General features: G+C 43.9%; 16 protein-coding genes. 13 read left to right on the top strand and 3 right to left on the bottom strand.

Annotated elements, in window-relative coordinates; translation table 11 throughout:
• Positions 1-64: 64 nt before the first annotated feature.
• From AB4Z08_RS29710 to AB4Z08_RS29680, 7 genes are all read left to right on the top strand, one after another.
• On the top strand, positions 65-886 hold the full coding sequence (locus AB4Z08_RS29710; protein WP_441577422.1) for a purine-nucleoside phosphorylase: 822 nt from the start codon (positions 65-67) through the stop codon (positions 884-886).
• 19 nt (positions 887-905) lie between these two features.
• Positions 906-2,885, top strand: a complete 1,980-nt coding sequence (locus AB4Z08_RS29705; protein WP_441577421.1) for a putative porin — start codon at positions 906-908, stop codon at positions 2,883-2,885.
• Between the two features lie 122 nt (positions 2,886-3,007).
• Positions 3,008-3,397, top strand: coding sequence for an HYC_CC_PP family protein (locus AB4Z08_RS29700; protein WP_441577420.1), 390 nt, complete (start codon positions 3,008-3,010; stop codon positions 3,395-3,397).
• 84 nt (positions 3,398-3,481) lie between these two features.
• Positions 3,482-4,027 carry a heavy-metal-associated domain-containing protein gene (locus AB4Z08_RS29695; RefSeq protein WP_441577419.1) on the top strand — a complete coding sequence of 182 codons (546 nt, stop codon included), beginning with the start codon at positions 3,482-3,484 and terminating at the stop codon, positions 4,025-4,027.
• Between the two features lie 14 nt (positions 4,028-4,041).
• Complete coding sequence (locus tag AB4Z08_RS29690; protein ID WP_441577418.1) at positions 4,042-4,905, top strand: hypothetical protein; 864 nt, start codon at positions 4,042-4,044, stop codon at positions 4,903-4,905.
• 3 nt (positions 4,906-4,908) lie between these two features.
• Positions 4,909-5,481, top strand: a complete 573-nt coding sequence (locus tag AB4Z08_RS29685) for a helix-turn-helix domain-containing protein (RefSeq protein WP_441577417.1) — start codon at positions 4,909-4,911, stop codon at positions 5,479-5,481.
• A gap of 254 nt (positions 5,482-5,735) precedes the next feature.
• Positions 5,736-7,406: a L,D-transpeptidase family protein gene (locus AB4Z08_RS29680; protein ID WP_441577416.1), complete on the top strand. Its 1,671-nt coding sequence runs from the start codon at positions 5,736-5,738 to the stop codon at positions 7,404-7,406.
• A gap of 118 nt (positions 7,407-7,524) precedes the next feature.
• On the opposite strand, the gene AB4Z08_RS29675 is transcribed toward AB4Z08_RS29680, so the two are convergent.
• Together AB4Z08_RS29675 and icd are read right to left on the bottom strand one after the other, a co-directional pair.
• Positions 7,525-8,754, bottom strand: a complete 1,230-nt coding sequence (locus AB4Z08_RS29675; protein ID WP_441577415.1) for an NADP-dependent isocitrate dehydrogenase — start codon at positions 8,752-8,754, stop codon at positions 7,525-7,527.
• A gap of 248 nt (positions 8,755-9,002) precedes the next feature.
• On the bottom strand, positions 9,003-10,271 hold the full coding sequence (gene icd / locus AB4Z08_RS29670) for an NADP-dependent isocitrate dehydrogenase (protein WP_441577414.1): 1,269 nt from the start codon (positions 10,269-10,271) through the stop codon (positions 9,003-9,005).
• A 190-nt stretch (positions 10,272-10,461) separates the two neighbouring features.
• Here icd and AB4Z08_RS29665 point away from each other — a divergent pair, with 190 nt between their 5' ends.
• The 6 genes from AB4Z08_RS29665 to AB4Z08_RS29640 all read left to right on the top strand — a co-directional run bounded on the left by AB4Z08_RS29665 (position 10,462) and on the right by AB4Z08_RS29640 (position 14,886).
• Positions 10,462-11,067: an SGNH/GDSL hydrolase family protein gene (locus AB4Z08_RS29665; protein WP_441577413.1), complete on the top strand. Its 606-nt coding sequence runs from the start codon at positions 10,462-10,464 to the stop codon at positions 11,065-11,067.
• 43 nt (positions 11,068-11,110) lie between these two features.
• A complete protein-coding gene (locus tag AB4Z08_RS29660) occupies positions 11,111-11,779 on the top strand; it encodes an FAD-binding oxidoreductase (protein WP_441577412.1) in 669 nt (222 codons plus the stop codon).
• 175 nt (positions 11,780-11,954) lie between these two features.
• Complete coding sequence (locus AB4Z08_RS29655) at positions 11,955-12,692, top strand: LiaF transmembrane domain-containing protein (protein ID WP_441577411.1); 738 nt, start codon at positions 11,955-11,957, stop codon at positions 12,690-12,692.
• Positions 12,693-12,742: 50 nt separating this feature from the next.
• Positions 12,743-13,096 carry a DUF4288 domain-containing protein gene (locus tag AB4Z08_RS29650; RefSeq protein ID WP_441577410.1) on the top strand — a complete coding sequence of 118 codons (354 nt, stop codon included), beginning with the start codon at positions 12,743-12,745 and terminating at the stop codon, positions 13,094-13,096.
• Between the two features lie 10 nt (positions 13,097-13,106).
• Positions 13,107-14,171: a sensor histidine kinase gene (locus AB4Z08_RS29645; RefSeq protein WP_441577409.1), complete on the top strand. Its 1,065-nt coding sequence runs from the start codon at positions 13,107-13,109 to the stop codon at positions 14,169-14,171.
• Positions 14,149-14,886 carry a LytR/AlgR family response regulator transcription factor gene (locus AB4Z08_RS29640; RefSeq protein ID WP_441577408.1) on the top strand — a complete coding sequence of 246 codons (738 nt, stop codon included), beginning with the start codon at positions 14,149-14,151 and terminating at the stop codon, positions 14,884-14,886. The genes AB4Z08_RS29645 and AB4Z08_RS29640 overlap by 23 nt, the downstream gene beginning before the upstream one ends.
• Positions 14,887-15,094: 208 nt before the next feature.
• Here AB4Z08_RS29640 and AB4Z08_RS29635 read toward each other — a convergent pair whose 3' ends face one another.
• Positions 15,095-15,487 (bottom strand): thioesterase family protein, encoded by a 393-nt coding sequence (locus AB4Z08_RS29635; protein WP_441577407.1) that lies wholly within the window; start codon positions 15,485-15,487, stop codon positions 15,095-15,097.
• Positions 15,488-15,502 lie beyond the last annotated feature (15 nt).

Here is a 15,502-nt window from a genome sequence, read left to right as displayed (position 1 = left end):
AATTAAAAAATAACTTTGCGCGGGTTTGTTTTTTAAATCCGACTTTTAATTAATGTATAAACAGATGAGTGAACTAACAGCAAAGATCACAGCAGCGGGGGAATATATCAGTAAATTCTGGCAAGATAAGCCGGTAGCGGGCATCATATTGGGCAGCGGACTGGGTAACCTGACCGGTGAAATAGAAGGTAGCGTGGAAATTCCATACAGCGACATCCCACATTTTCCCGAATCTACCGTAGAAGGACATTCCGGTAAATTAATCCTGGGATACATGCAGGGCAAGCCGGTAGTGGCCATGGCAGGACGTTTTCACTTTTATGAAGGATTTTCCATGCAACAGGTAACTTTTCCTGTTCGGGTCATGAAGGCACTGGGAATCCATACATTATTTATTTCCAATGCGGCCGGAGGCATGAATCCAGCCTTTAATGTGGGGGATCTGATGATCATCCGCGATCATATTAACCTGCAGCCGGAGCATCCGCTGCGTGGTAAGAATGAAGATACCCTGGGACCCCGGTTCCCGGATATGAGCGAACCTTACGCCAAAACCCTGATAGATGCTGCCAATAAAATTGCGGCAGCCAACAATATATCATTACATAGCGGCGTATATGTAGGCGTGCAGGGGCCTACCTTTGAAACCAGGGCAGAATACAAGTACATGCATATCATCGGTGGCGACGCTGTAGGTATGAGTACTGTGCCTGAAGTAATTGTGGCGGCACATGCCGGCCTGAAAGTATTTGCCATGAGTGTGATTACCGATATCGGTATCCGGGAAGAGGAAAATGTGATTACCCATGAAGAAGTACTGGCGGCTGCAAAAGCAGCAGAACCTAAGCTTACGCTTATCTTTAGTGAATTAATCCGGCAACTATAAACGCTTTTGTTACTTTCGGATGAGGCAAATTTTCATTTTCATAGCCCTGCTGTTTTTTTGCGGGAATCAATTAAAGGCCCAGTTTAACTCGGGACGCCTGAATAATATGGGCGGCGGCGGAGGCGGCGGTAGTAGTAAAATGCAACGGGATACCGGAAAGCATGAACACGAGCTGGATACGCTGACTATTAGCTACCAGGTCCTGGGGGACCCTTCTTATTATAAGATAGATTCTTCTGTAGCTGATTTTCAAACCAACTATCTGAAGGTGCCTTCCAGTTACGCCACCACCGGTAATACCGGCGGTGCTGCGTATAATATGATATACTCCCCGTTGATGAAACCCGGATTTGATGCCGGTTTTCATTCGTACGATATCTATTCCAATTCCCATAAGGATGCCCGCTTTTACTATACTACCCGGCCCTACACAGAGCTGCAGTACCTGATAGGTAGCAAACAGGAACAGGTAATCGGACTATCGCATACTCAAAATCGTACGGAACGTTTCAACTTTGCTTTCGACTATCGCAAAATAAATGCACCGGGATATTATCGTACCCAGAATACCAATCACGATATTTACCGGTTTACAGCCCGTTATCAGAGCAAAAACAAGCGTGCGCATACCTACATGAGCTTCTACTATAATAAGATCAATGGAGGGGAGAATGGAGGGCTTAAGTACGATTCTCTGATGCTGGATAACAACTACAAACAACGTAAAAGTTTGCCGGTAAATCTGGGGAATAACACCTCCCAGGCCTACGCTTTCTTTGGCGGCGGTACGCTGCCGGTGAAATCCAGCTACCGGGAAACAGGCTTCCTCATACAGCAGCAGTACGACTGGGGCAGGGGCGACAGCATTCATGTGAACGATACCACCGATTATTACAGGTATGAGCCCGTATTCCGTGTGCAGTACACCTTTAATTACCAAAATGATGATTATGGGTTTATAGACAGCAGTCCGGATACAACGTTTTATACCAAACATTATAATTTTATTCCCAGCGATACGGTTAATGCGCAGCATAAGTGGAAGCTGATTTCCAACGACATCTCCCTGATACAGTTTCCGGTACGTGGTAACCAGGGGCATTTCATTAACCTGGGTGCGCGGTTTGAAAGTATTACCGGTACTTTCCTCGATGCTGATATTAATTTCACTAACCTCGCAGTACACGGGGAATACCGTAACAAAACCCGTAACCAGAAATGGGACTTCTCCGCAAGGGGTGAATTTTATGTAGTAGGCCAGAATATTGGCGATTACGGCGTGTCTGGTACCTTACGCCGGCATATTAATGATCTTTTGGGAGATGTACGCCTGTCGGTTAACAACGTAAACCGCGAGCCTTCTTACGTGTACAAGTACTTTAACAGTAACCGGGATGCCTGGTATAATACCAGCCTGGCTAAAGAAAATGTTACCCAGCTGCAGTTTGCCACCGATAACGCAAAACTGAAATATACCCTGGCCGTGAATTATTTCCTGTTCACGAACTACACTTATTTCAAGGATTACTACCACAGCGACCAGTATGGCTCGCTGTTTAACCTGTTGCAGATAACATTCAGCAAGAAATTTGTAATCGCGCCATTTGCCTGGTATGTAGACGTTGCCTTCCAGCAGTTGCATGGCAACGGACCGTTAAACGTACCCACTTTCTGGACACGTAACCGTTTCGCATTTGAGAAAAGGTTATATACTAACCTGAACCTGATCACAGGTATCGAAGCACGGTACAATACCGGCTACTATGCAGATGATTATTCTCCGCTGACAGGTCAGTTTATTTATCAGCATTCACAAAAAATCAGTAATCCTTTACCGGATATTGCAGCATTCGCCAACTTCCGTATTAAATCTTTCTCCGCTTATGTACGCGCTGAAAATCTGAATACGTTTATCACCAATAATAACTACGCAGCTCCTTTATACCCCTATAACAACTTCGCCTTCAGAGTGGGGTTGAGATGGTGGTTCATTAATTAGCTGAAAGCGCAAAGCATAAAGCAAAAAGCTATTATGTAGAAGACCACAGCGGTATATCTTCTACATAATAGCTTTTTGCTTTATGCTTTAGGCTTTCAGCTTTTTCGCTTATCTTTGAGGCAATGAAGCGCTTTCTGGCCATATTATTTGCTGTCCTGTACACCACGCTTACCAGCGGGTTTGCAGTAAACGTGCATTACTGCATGGGCAAACTGGCATGCATTGAATGGCAGGATGCCTCGGCGGATCTGTGCCGGATATGCAAAAAGCCGTCAAAAGGCATGGATTGTTGCAAAGATGAATTTAAGTTTTGTAAAGTCACTGAATCGCATCAGGCTGCCAAAGCCCTGCAGCAGGACTTTAGCATGACAACCAATATGCAGCTGCCGGTGAGGATATTAGCCGTACCTGCATTACCCTTATCAAAAATTCTGGTTGGTGACTATCACCATGATCCGCCAGATATCGCCACCACCCCCATTTTCCTTCGAAACTGCACTTTCCTGATCTGATTCAGCTGTTTTTGTAATACCCGCTTTTCGCGGAACGACAAAACGACGGCTGTAATTTCTTCATTTATTTAATTTAATCAGATCATGAAAACGATAGCTATTATAATGCTCGCACTGGGCTTAACTTTTGGCGCAAACGCACAATTTAAAAAAGCCAGCGTACATGCTACCGGCCTTACCTGCGCCATGTGTTCCAAAGCAACTTATGAAGCACTGGAATCACTGCCTTTTGTAGATAAAATAGACACAGACCTGGATAACACCACTTTTGTACTAACCTTCAAAACAGGGGTACCCGTGGATATTGACGCCATTAAGGCAAAAGTGGAAGATGCCGGTTTTTCAATAGGTAAACTGGTGATGACTGCTAATTTTGATGCCGTAAATGTGCAAAACGATGCACATGTTAGCTTCGCCGGCAGTACCCTGCACTTTATGGATGTAAAGAACCAGGTGCTGAGTGGTGATAAAAACATTACGGTGATCGACAAGGATTTTGTTTCTACCAAACAGTTTAAAAAATTCAGTACCGAAACAAGTATGCCCTGCTATAAAACAGGCATGATGGGCGACTGCTGTAAAACCAATACCGGAGCAGCATCCGGAAGGATTTATCACGTTACCATTTAATACTTGTTTGGTATATGAAGAAATTTATAATGATAGCAGTGGCGATCATTGCCGGTACCGGCATTGCAGCAGCCCAGGAGTTATACGTTAATACGGAACCGGCGAGTAATATGCCCGCTAATTCCCTTGGAATAAGACTCACGAATAAGTTCTTTAACATGGAGCATTCCGGCGATGTGGGAATGCGTTTCGAACCGGAAGTGATGTGGGGTGTAAATAAAAAACTCATGGTGCACGTGCTGGGGTATGCCTCTAATATGATGCAGTCTTCCATCCGGGCGGAAGGAGGCAGCATTTATGCGAAATACCGTTTCCTGTCGTTGGATCAGCAGCACGCACATTTCAGGATGGCAGCTTATGTAAGAGGTTCCGTGATCGACAACCCATATTATCCTGTTATGCCGGCCGGCACACATGCGATGCGTCCTTATGATAATGAGGAGCTCGACCTGGAGGGCGCTACCTCCGGCGTAAATGGTGGTATTATTGCTACGCAGCTGTTGCATAAACTGGCGTTGTCTACAACGTTGGGGTATTCACGTTATATGAATAATGTGAAGGATAATATTCCGGAAAGTTTTTCTAAGAATTCTGTAAATTATAGCCTTTCCGCGGGGTACCTGGTACTGCCTGTAAAGTATAAAAGCTTTCAGCAAACCAATTTAAACCTGTACGTGGAGTTACTGGGAAAAACCAATACAGACCTAATTGGTCGTGGTTCTTATCTGGACATTGCTCCCGCCATACAGTTTATATTCAACAGTACCACACGACTGGATTTGTCTTACCGCTCCCAGTTGGCAGGAGACATGCCGCGTAACACGTTCAACTCCTTTTTAATCAGGTTTGAACATAACATTTTTAATATTAAAAAATAAATGATGGCCACAACAGATCTGTTTATAAAAAATATGGTTTGTCCGCGTTGCATCAAGGTGGTAACGACAGCCATCGCCGCGGAGCAGCTGGACATCCGGGATATACAGCTGGGCAAAGTAACCGTAGCAGGAAAGGTGTCTGAAAAGCAATTGCAACAGTTATCTGCTACCCTGGAAAAAGAAGGATTTTTATTGATAGATGATAAAAAACAGCAACTGATCGCCGGTATAAAAAGCATAGTAGTGCAGGCGGTACATCATTCTGAGCTGGATGAAATGAAAGAAAACTTTTCCACTTTACTGGCAGGGAAGTTGCAGAAAGATTATCACTATCTCAGTAATCTTTTTTCAKAAACAGAAGGCACTACCATAGAGCAATACATTATTCAGCAGAAAATTGAAAGAGTAAAAGAGTTACTGGTATACAACGAATTAAGTTTAAGTGAAATTAGTTACAAGCTGGGATACAGTAGCGTAGCGCATCTTTCCGCTCAGTTCAAAAAAGTTACTGGTTTAACACCAAGTAAATTTAAACAATTGAAAGCCCCTGAGCGTATACCATTAGATAAGATATAGTATACCCATAGGCGTGAGATATTAGAAGTTAGTTGTTTTAGTTTTAGTTTAAAAAGAGGCTGCTGCACACCGTGGCCTCTTTTTTAAAAATCTTCACATGAAAAAGATCTTAACAGGTATATTAAAGGTATTGCAGTCATTGTTTATGAAAAAAGACTGCTGTAAATAATACGTATTTGTACGCAAACTTTCCGGGTAAAATTTCCTGCACAGTATTTGTAAATCCCTATCTTTACTATAGCGATTAACTGCAAATGAAGTACAAAATTTATATTATCGGTTTGTTATGCGGATCTGGAGCGTGCTTGTTGTTAGCCTGTGTCAATAAAAAAAAGCATACCGCCCCCAAACAAAAACAGATTGTAGCAAACATCAGACAACTGGATGAAGTGATAACAGATAATATCACGGAACGTTTGTCTGCACTCAAAGACAATGAAGGTGAATTGGAAGACAGCCTTTTGGCGTTCCGTCCCTCCGCTATTCAGGAATTTTATGGCGCTGATAAACCGTCCGGACACTGGTCCAGGGATGGTGTGGTCAATCCCGCTGCAGATTCGATGTTGTATATGATACAGCATGCAGAAGATGTAGGGTTATTGCCTGCCCAGTACCATGCACCTGCACTCACCACCGCCCTGGAGCAGATCAGCAGCGATGCCACTGCCAAAAAGGACGCGGCTTTGTGGGCAAAAGTGGATATACTGATGACAGATGCCTTTATGAAAATGGCCTCTGACCTGCGTTTTGGTGTAGCACCGCGTGACAGTGTTACCCTCAAAAGAGATTCGGTGTTTACAGATGCTCAGCTGATTACAGCCCTGCAACAGGCTTTGGCGGAGAAAAATGTATCCACTATCCTGCATGCGCAGGAACCTGTACATCCTGGGTACGTAGCTCTGAAAGAAGGTATACAAACCTTCAAATCAAAGTATGCTAATTATCACTGGGATACCTTACCGCTGAACTATACGGATACCGTGGCTTTCAGGCAATTGGTGATCAATCGCCTGGTACAAAGCGGACATCTGGATACCACCGGTCGTGCAACGGATACGACTATATTAAAAACAGGGATTAAAGCGTTTCAGAAAGAGTTTAATATTTATGCTGATGGCGTAGCAGGTAAAAGGACAGTAATTGCATTGAACCGTTCTATGCACGACTGGATCATGCAGGCAGCTGTAAACCTGGACCGGTGGCGTAAACTGCCGGATACTTTGCCATCACAGTATATTATGGTGAATCTTCCCGGTTATACATTACGGGTAGTAGATAGTGGAGAGGTAAAGCTGGAGTCGCGTGTGATTGTGGGTACACCACGTACACGTACGCCGTTACTGAACTCCTATATGACTAACTTTATGATGTATCCTTACTGGCGAGTGCCCTACAGTATTGTGTTCAAGGAAATGTTGCCAGCTATTAAAAAGAACGTAGGTTATCTCGCCTCCAAAAACCTGGAAGTAATTGATAAGGATGGTAACGCCGTAGATCCTGCCACCATCGACTGGACGAAGATGGGCAAAGGTCATTTCCCCTATGTGCTGCGGCAGATGGACGGTATTGATAATTCCCTTGGAGTCATGAAATTTAATTTCCGGAACAAATACAGCGTGTACCTGCATGATACTAATAACCGTGGTTTATTCAAAAATTCCATGCGTGCTATGAGTCATGGTTGTGTGCGGGTACAGCAATGGGATAGCCTGGCGCAGTACCTGGTGCGTGCAGACAGTGTAAGGCATAGCGGCGATAGTATTCGTGTATGGCTGGCGCGGGAAGAAAAGAAGCAGGTGGATTTACCTAAACATATTCCTATTTACCTGCGTTACTTTACCGCAGAAGGACAGAATGGTAACCTTGTTTTCTTCGATGATATTTATGGAGAAGATAAAGTATTGCGCAAGAAGATGAAAATGTAAACAGCTATTAGCCATTAGCTTTTAGCTTTTAGCAAAAATGCAGCGAAGAGAAACATATATACTATGTTCTTCGCTGCATTTTTGCTAAAAGCTAAAAGCTAATGGCTAATAGCTATTTCTATGCTAGTTTCGCTTTCAGTGCTGTGTCCAGGGCATCCAGGAATTCTTCGGTGTAGAGGTAATGTTTACCATGTTCTACTTTATTACCGTGGATACAAACTGCCAGATCTTTTGTCATTTTACCACTTTCTACGGTTTCAATACAAACCTGTTCCAGTGCAGTACAGAAGTTGATCAGTGCCTGGTTGTTATCCAGTTTACCACGGAATTCCAGACCGCGTGTCCATGCAAAGATGGAAGCGATTGGGTTGGTAGAAGTTGGTTTTCCAGCCTGATGCTCGCGGTAGTGGCGGGTTACAGTGCCATGTGCGGCTTCTGCTTCCATTGTTTTACCATCAGGAGTGATGAGGGTAGACGTCATCAGACCGAGGGAACCAAAGCCTTGTGCAACAGTATCTGATTGTACGTCGCCATCGTAGTTTTTACAGGCCCATACAAAGTTACCATGCCATTTCAGTGCGCTGGCTACCATGTCATCAATCAACCGGTGCTCATAAGTTAAGCCGTGTGATTCGAAGGTAGTTTTGAATTCCTGTTGATAGATTTCTTCAAAGATATCTTTAAAGCGGCCATCATATTTTTTCAGGATGGTGTTTTTTGTGCTCAGGTACAAAGGCCATTTTTTCATCAGTGCCTGGTTGAAACATGCACGTGCAAAGCCTTTGATAGACTCATCGGTGTTGTACATTGCCAATGCAACGCCATCACCTTTGAAGTTGTATACTTCGTGTTCAATCACTTCGCCGTTTTCACCTTCAAATTTGATGGTGAGTTTACCTTTTCCTTTAGTAACGAAATCGGTAGCGCGGTACTGATCACCGAAAGCATGACGACCAATACAGATAGGGGCTGTCCAGTTAGGCACCAGGCGTGGAACATTGCTCATAACGATTGGCTCACGGAAAACGGTACCATCCAGGATATTACGGATAGTGCCATTAGGTGATTTCCACATTTGCTTCAGTTTGAATTCCTTTACACGGTCTTCATCCGGAGTAATGGTAGCGCATTTGATACCTACGCCTACTTCCCTGATCGCATTGGCTGCATCAATGGTTACCTGGTCGTTGGTAGCATCACGATGCTCCATGCCCAGATCATAATATTTAATTTCAACATCCAGGTATGGAAGTATCAGTTTGTCCTTGATGAATTTCCAGATGATTCGTGTCATCTCATCACCGTCCAGTTCGACTACCGGATTAGCAACTTTAATTTTTTCTGCCATTTCGGGTTTTTTAAAAAATTAGATTAAAAGCAATTCGCAACAATTATTCAGCGGGTCCCTTTCGGGATAATCACGAAAAATACGAATAGCTATGTTAAAAACAAAATAAGAAAGAAAGGTTTTTTTGAGAGCTGAAAGCAAAAAGCAGAAGGCAAAAAGCTATTGTAGCGAATCATCTAAGCGGATATACGCCTGATGATTCGCTACAATAGCTTTTTGCCTTCTGCTTTTTGCTTTCAGCTTTATTATTAATGCATTTGCTTGATTACTTCATCCGCAAATTCGCTGGTTTTTACCAGGGTGGCGTCATCCATCAGGTTGTAGAAGTCGATGGTAACACGTTTGCGCATGATGGATGTGCTGAGGCCGTGAACAATGATTTCAGCAGCTTCTTTCCAGCCCATATATTCCAGCATCATTACGCCGCTCAGGATAACTGAGGATGGGTTCATGGTGTTGGTGTTGGCAAAGCGTGGAGCTGTACCATGTGTAGCTTCAAATACAGCATAACCGGTAATGTAGTTGATGTTGGCGCCGGGAGCAATACCAATACCACCTACAGCTGCTGCAAGTGCATCAGAAATATAGTCACCGTTCAGGTTCAGCGTAGCTACAACGGAATAATCCTGTGGTGCCAGCAGGATCTGTTGGAGGAAGTTATCTGCGATCACATCTTTGATCAGCAGTTTTCCTTTTGCCAGTTCTACTTTCAGTTCTTTGTTGGCTTCTTCTTCACCCAGTTCTTTCTTGGTTTTTTCCCAATGTTCCCAGGTGTATACATAATCGCCAAATTCTCTCTCCGCCAGTGCATAGCCCCAGTTTTTGAAACCACCTTCGGTGAATTTCATGATGTTGCCTTTATGTACAATGGTAACAGAAGAACGTTTGTGTTCCAGTGCGTAGCTGATAGCAGCACGTACCAGTCTTTCCGTTCCTTCTATTGACACGGGTTTGATACCCAGTGAAGAAGTTTCCGGGAACCTGATCTTTTTAACGCCCATTTCATTTTGCAGGAAATCGAGCAGTTTTTTAGCTTCAGGTGTACCAGTCATGTATTCAATGCCGGCATAGATGTCTTCCGTGTTTTCACGGAAAATCACCATGTCAACTTTCTCCGGATGTTTCACTGGAGAAGGTACTTTGTTGAACCAGCGTACGGGCCTTACACAGGCGTAGAGGTCCAGTTCCTGGCGCATAGCAACGTTCAGGGAGCGGATACCACCACCAACAGGAGTAGACAGGGGGCCTTTAATAGACACCAGGTATTCCTTCAGCGCATCCAGAGTAGCCTTTGGCAGCCATTCACCTGTTTGCTGGAAGGCTTTCTCACCTGCCAGTACTTCTTTCCATTCAATTTTCCGATCACCACCATAGGCTTTTTCAACAGCTGCGTCGAATACACGAACACTGGCTCTCCAGATGTCCGGACCTATTCCGTCGCCTTCTATGAATGGTATGATTGGTTGTGCAGGGACCTGTAACAGGCCATTGTTCATCGATATTTTTTCTGCCGGCATAAAACGGTTTCTTTATGCGTTACGTAATTGTTGTAATCGCGTGCAAAGGTAACGCTTTTCCCTTTAAAGACGGGGTAGTTTCTTGTCTTATTGTACAAATTCTCCACCTGCATATAACTTTTTGCTTATGTTAGGATTAATGTTATTTTGCTGCACATTTTTCGGCAGCAACAAAATCTCAGATACCACCATGACTCCCATCACATATCTTGCCCTGGGTGATAGTTATACTATCGGTGAACAGGTAACGGAACCCGAATGTTTCCCGGTGCAAACGGTCGCTCTCCTGCGCCAGCAAGGCTTTTCCGTAGCGGATCCCCGAATAATAGCCACTACCGGCTGGACCACTGATGAACTGGAAGCAGGGATTACTGCTGCACATATTACACAAACATATGATATAGTGACATTACTCATAGGTGTTAACAACCAATACCGTGGCTGGTCTTTATCACAATACGAAACTGAATTTACAGACCTGTTGAAAAAAGCAATTGCTTTTGCCGGCAACGAGCCTTCCCATGTGGTGGTATTGTCTATTCCTGACTGGGGTGTTACTCCTTTCGCCGCAGACCGTGACCGGCAACAGATTGCCGTGGAAATAGACGCTTATAATGCTGCCAACAAAGCCATTGCAGCACAAATGAAAGTACCATATCTTGATATCACTGCTTTTACGCGTGAAGCCTTACATGATAAAGACCTGGTAGCGGCAGATGGTTTACATCCCTCCGGAAAAGATTACAGCCGCTGGGCAGCTGCACTGGCGCCGCTATTACAGCGGGCTTTGCACTAAGTCAAAAAATACGCTACATTCATACATAAGAAAACCTAAACCGATGGAAAGCCATATCGTCAAAATTCTTGCGGTTACCCCAGTAACGCATAATGTGCATCAATTTACAGTCGAAAAGCCCCAGGGATATACCTTTGTCCCGGGTCAGGCAACAGAAGTGTCTATCAATAAACCGGGATGGGAAGAAGAAAGACGCCCCTTTACCTTTACCAGTCTCACCGAATGGGAGCAACTGGAGTTTACCATTAAAATATATGATGAGCACAACAGCGTTACCCACGAACTGGGACAGCTGAAAGCCGGAGATGAACTGATTCTTCACGACGTATGGGGTACCATACATTATAAAGGAGAGGGGGTGTTTATTGCCGGGGGCGCCGGAGTAACCCCATTTATTGCGATCTTCCGTGATTTACAAAACAAAGGGCAGCTGGGTACTAACCAGTTGATCTGTTCCAATAAAACCCTGGGTGATATTATATTGAAAGATGAATTTGAAGCGATGCTGGGCAAGCGTTTCATTAATACATTGACGGCGCAGGAAGTTCCGGGTTATGATCATCATACCATTGATGAAAGCTATTTAAAAGAAAAGATTGCCAACTTTGATCAGCATTTCTATATCTGTGGCCCTGACCCTATGGTACAGCAATTAAAAGCCATCCTGACTAAACTGGCAGGAAGTGAGGCACTGGTAACGGTGGAAATATAGCTGAAAAATATTGCATGAGTTCGGTACTTTTAACTAATTGTTAACCGGTTAAAAGATGCCGGCTGTTTTTACCGGTAATTTCCTGCTTTTTACCGGTAAGTGTACCTGCTTAGCCTAAACCCTGTTTTGAAAGAGAACAACCCGTTCTACATTTGTATCATAAATAACAAGACAAATGAAAAACGAAGATATAGAGGAATCAAGAAAAAAGAGCAGAGCCGTTGGAGGCGCTATCCTGGTAATTATAGGCACCGGCCTGTTGTTACAGCGCTTAGACCTTGATCTTCCCAACTGGTTGTTTTCCTGGCAAATGATCCTCATTGCCATTGGTATCGTTTTAGGTTTCCGGCATAATTTCCGGATGGGTGGATGGCTGGTGATGGTAGCGATTGGCGGTATTTTCCTGGCCGGGGAAATCCAGGCCTGGCCCTATGATACGGCACGCTTTATCTGGCCGGTAGTGATGATTGGAGTAGGTGTTATAGTGATCTTTAAAAGAAATTACTCCACGAAGGAATGGGCAGACCGGAAGAAGCAGTTTGGCGCCAGTATCGCATCCGCCAGTGGGGATGATGTGATTGATGCAACAGCAATTTTCGGCAGTGTAGATAAAGTGATTATGTCTAAAAACTTCAAAGGAGGCGATGTGACTTCCATTTTCGGAGGTACGGTGCTTAATTTTATGAAGGCAGATATAGATGGCACTGCAAAGCTGGATGTTACTGCCATTATGGGAGGATGTGAAATCATCATACCGGCAAACTGGAAAGTGAAGATGGATGTGACGACCATTATGGGTGGTGTGGATGATAAGAGGTATCTGGATACGATCCCCTCTACTGGTCCGGAAAAGCTGCTGATACTGACAGGTACCTGTATTATGGGCGGCCTGGAAATAAAAAGTTACGCGTAAGGAAACCACCATATCTCACCCTTCTATCTCCAACTTTTAAATCTTTTTTTATGCATTGGTTTGTTGCGAAAGTAGTATATCAGATCATCTGCGGAGAAGGCAATCACACTCCGCAATTTGATGAACAATTAAGATTGATTAGCGCTCTTACTAAGAAAGATGCTTGTGACAAAGCCCGTGAAATTGGTATGCAGGAGCAGTACGCCTTTAAAAATCAACAACAGGAACTGGTACAGTGGAAATTCATCAACGTACCGGAAGTATATACCCTGGATCAGCTGACAGATGGTATGGAACTGTATTCCCGCATCGAAGAACCGGGAGATCCAAATTCCTATATCGCCTGGTTACAGATGAAATCGGCCCAGTTGCAGGGACAACAATATTTTGAACTCAACGTATAAAACCACGGTTTTGGTAAAGCAATTCATAAAAGGTAATTCCTGGTGGTCTTTTCTCTGCTCCTTTGCAATATGGATGCTGATTTACGGAGGATTGCTGTACTACTGGTTTGATATTCCCCTGGCACAGTCCATTATAGACAGTTGCGTACACGTCATCTTACTGGGAGCTGCCAGCATCATCATTAGCCATAACGTAGCCTATTATCGTCCGGCTGCAGGCACCATGAAGTTTGGTTATGTAGCGGTGGTAAGTTTTGCTTTATCCGTATTGTGGGTGTGTTTGAGCCGTTGGTTACTGGTTACTGCTTTTCCTAAAGATCCGGTATACCTGGGATGGTTGAACAATGCAATTCCCATTCACGCGCTCACAGGATGGATGCTGATTGCCGGAATTGGTCTTAGAAGCCAGATGTGGTACGATATCTCAGAGCAGCAGGAAACCATGCAACGCAAAGAGGCTACCGAAAAAATAGTGAGAGAGGCAGAACTCTTTAAACTACGGCAACAGTTGCAACCGCATTTCCTGTTTAACAGTCTCAATTCCATTAATGCATTGATCATGCTGCGTCCGAAAGAAGCCCGGGAAATGGTTCTGAAGCTCTCCGACTTTTTGCGCGGATCGCTGAAACGGGAAGATGATCAGTGGATTACCTTATCGGAAGAACTGAAGTATTTGCAGCTCTACCTGGATATTGAGAAAGTGCGTTTTGGCCATCGTTTAACCACTACCGTTATACCCGACGAAGATGCAGAGAAAATGCTTATGCCACCGATGTTACTGCAGCCAGTAGTGGAAAATGCCATCAAATTCGGACTATACGATACTACCGGCGAAATTACGATCAGCATAAAATCCTGGATGCAGGACGGTATGTTACATATATCGATACAGAATCCATTCGACAATGAATTACAACAACCAAACAAAGGTACCGGATTTGGCTTGAATTCAATACAGCGGAGACTTTACCTGTTGTTCGCACGGCAGGATCTCCTGGATACATCCGCTCACGAAAATATTTTTACCACAATTATCAAAGTACCACAAACCCATGATAAAAGCAGTAATAATTGATGATGAACCCTTGGCCCGTGAGGTGGTGAAAGAATACCTGCTGAATTTTCCGCAGATATCAGTGATGCAGGAATGCAATGATGGATTCGAAGGATTAAAAGCTATACAGCAACATCAACCGGACATTGTTTTTCTGGATATACAAATGCCTAAGATCACCGGTTTTGAAATGCTCGAACTGGTAGAGAATATGCCGGCAATTATTTTTACCACTGCTTTTGAAGAACATGCCATCAAGGCTTTCGAAGTACACGCAGTAGATTATTTGCTGAAACCTTTTTCCAACGAACGTTTTGATAAGGCTGTGCAAAAGTGGCTGGACCAGCTCCAGGCTCCTGTTGCCAATACAGAAGCACTGTTGGAAACAGCAGCTGCCAACCCGGTACAAAGCAATCGGGTGGTGATTAAGCTGAATGGTAAAATCAAAATCATTCCTGTGCAGGATATTCATTACCTGGAAGCAGCAGATGATTATGTGAAAATTGTAACGCAGGAAGGTAGCTTCCTGAAAAACAAAACCATGTCATTCTTTGAGAAAATGCTCGATTCGCAACAGTTTACACGCGTACATCGTTCTTATATACTCAATGTAAACCAGGTAACCCGTATTGATCCTTACGAGAAGGAAAACCACCTGGCTATTTTGCGCAGTGGTGCCAGGGTATTGGTAAGTAAAACAGGATATCCCAGGCTGAAGGCCGCATTGGGATTGTAATACGGTGCTTGCGAATTTTTGTCTTTTTCAGGATTATACTGATTTAGCTGATTTGCCGGATTTTTACTTTTTGATTATACAAATTAAAAGATGAGAGAAGATATCAGCAAATATTATCCGCTGATATCTTCTCTCATCTTTTTTAATCCTGTAAAAACAAAATCTGGAAAATCAGCTAAATCAGTATAATCCTGGGAAAGACAAAAACTCATGTTAATCCCGCAAATAGCCGCTCCAGTTTTTCTTTCTTTAATATTTTCTGTACCTGTATGCCGCTGGCGATGATCCTGCCGTTGGATACTGCTTCATAACTGCAGGTGATTTCGTGATGATGTATACTGGTGATAGTAGCGGTAAATGTTACCTCGCTGCCTATGAGTGCGGGAGACAGGTGATCTACTGTAAGCCGGCTGCCTATTCCTTCTTCTGTATCGTCTTTCATTTCCAGTACAAATAAACGGCAGCACCATTCTGCGTCTCTTGCCAGTGCAAAGGTGGCATAAACCGGATGTACGTTGCCGCTGTCGAAGCCGGCGCAATCTTCTGCCCGCACCAGGCGGCTGAAATATTTGGTATCACCGGGTTTAAAGAGATGCTGCATAAAATGACTGCGTTG

The sequence above is a fragment of the Chitinophaga sp. RAB17 genome (assembly GCF_052114225.1).
In the GTDB taxonomy this organism is placed as follows: domain Bacteria; phylum Bacteroidota; class Bacteroidia; order Chitinophagales; family Chitinophagaceae; genus Chitinophaga.
This window is presented reverse-complemented; position numbering and strand designations above follow the sequence as displayed.

What these genes read in the sequence shown, in the direction of transcription:
- AB4Z08_RS29660 (WP_441577412.1), top strand. Translation starts at nt 11,111, where the DNA reads ATGGAAAGCCATATCGTCAAAATTCTTGCGGTTACCCCAGTAACGCAT.
- AB4Z08_RS29705 (WP_441577421.1), top strand. Translation starts at nt 906, where the DNA reads ATGAGGCAAATTTTCATTTTCATAGCCCTGCTGTTTTTTTGCGGGAAT.
- AB4Z08_RS29710 (WP_441577422.1), top strand. Translation starts at nt 65, where the DNA reads ATGAGTGAACTAACAGCAAAGATCACAGCAGCGGGGGAATATATCAGT.
- AB4Z08_RS29655 (WP_441577411.1), top strand. Translation starts at nt 11,955, where the DNA reads ATGAAAAACGAAGATATAGAGGAATCAAGAAAAAAGAGCAGAGCCGTT.
- AB4Z08_RS29640 (WP_441577408.1), top strand. Translation starts at nt 14,149, where the DNA reads ATGATAAAAGCAGTAATAATTGATGATGAACCCTTGGCCCGTGAGGTG.
- AB4Z08_RS29635 (WP_441577407.1), bottom strand. Translation starts at nt 15,487, where the DNA reads ATGCAGCATCTCTTTAAACCCGGTGATACCAAATATTTCAGCCGCCTG.
- AB4Z08_RS29700 (WP_441577420.1), top strand. Translation starts at nt 3,008, where the DNA reads ATGAAGCGCTTTCTGGCCATATTATTTGCTGTCCTGTACACCACGCTT.
- AB4Z08_RS29665 (WP_441577413.1), top strand. Translation starts at nt 10,462, where the DNA reads ATGACTCCCATCACATATCTTGCCCTGGGTGATAGTTATACTATCGGT.
- AB4Z08_RS29680 (WP_441577416.1), top strand. Translation starts at nt 5,736, where the DNA reads ATGAAGTACAAAATTTATATTATCGGTTTGTTATGCGGATCTGGAGCG.
- AB4Z08_RS29690 (WP_441577418.1), top strand. Translation starts at nt 4,042, where the DNA reads ATGAAGAAATTTATAATGATAGCAGTGGCGATCATTGCCGGTACCGGC.
- AB4Z08_RS29695 (WP_441577419.1), top strand. Translation starts at nt 3,482, where the DNA reads ATGAAAACGATAGCTATTATAATGCTCGCACTGGGCTTAACTTTTGGC.
- AB4Z08_RS29675 (WP_441577415.1), bottom strand. Translation starts at nt 8,754, where the DNA reads ATGGCAGAAAAAATTAAAGTTGCTAATCCGGTAGTCGAACTGGACGGT.
- icd (WP_441577414.1), bottom strand. Translation starts at nt 10,271, where the DNA reads ATGCCGGCAGAAAAAATATCGATGAACAATGGCCTGTTACAGGTCCCT.
- AB4Z08_RS29650 (WP_441577410.1), top strand. Translation starts at nt 12,743, where the DNA reads ATGCATTGGTTTGTTGCGAAAGTAGTATATCAGATCATCTGCGGAGAA.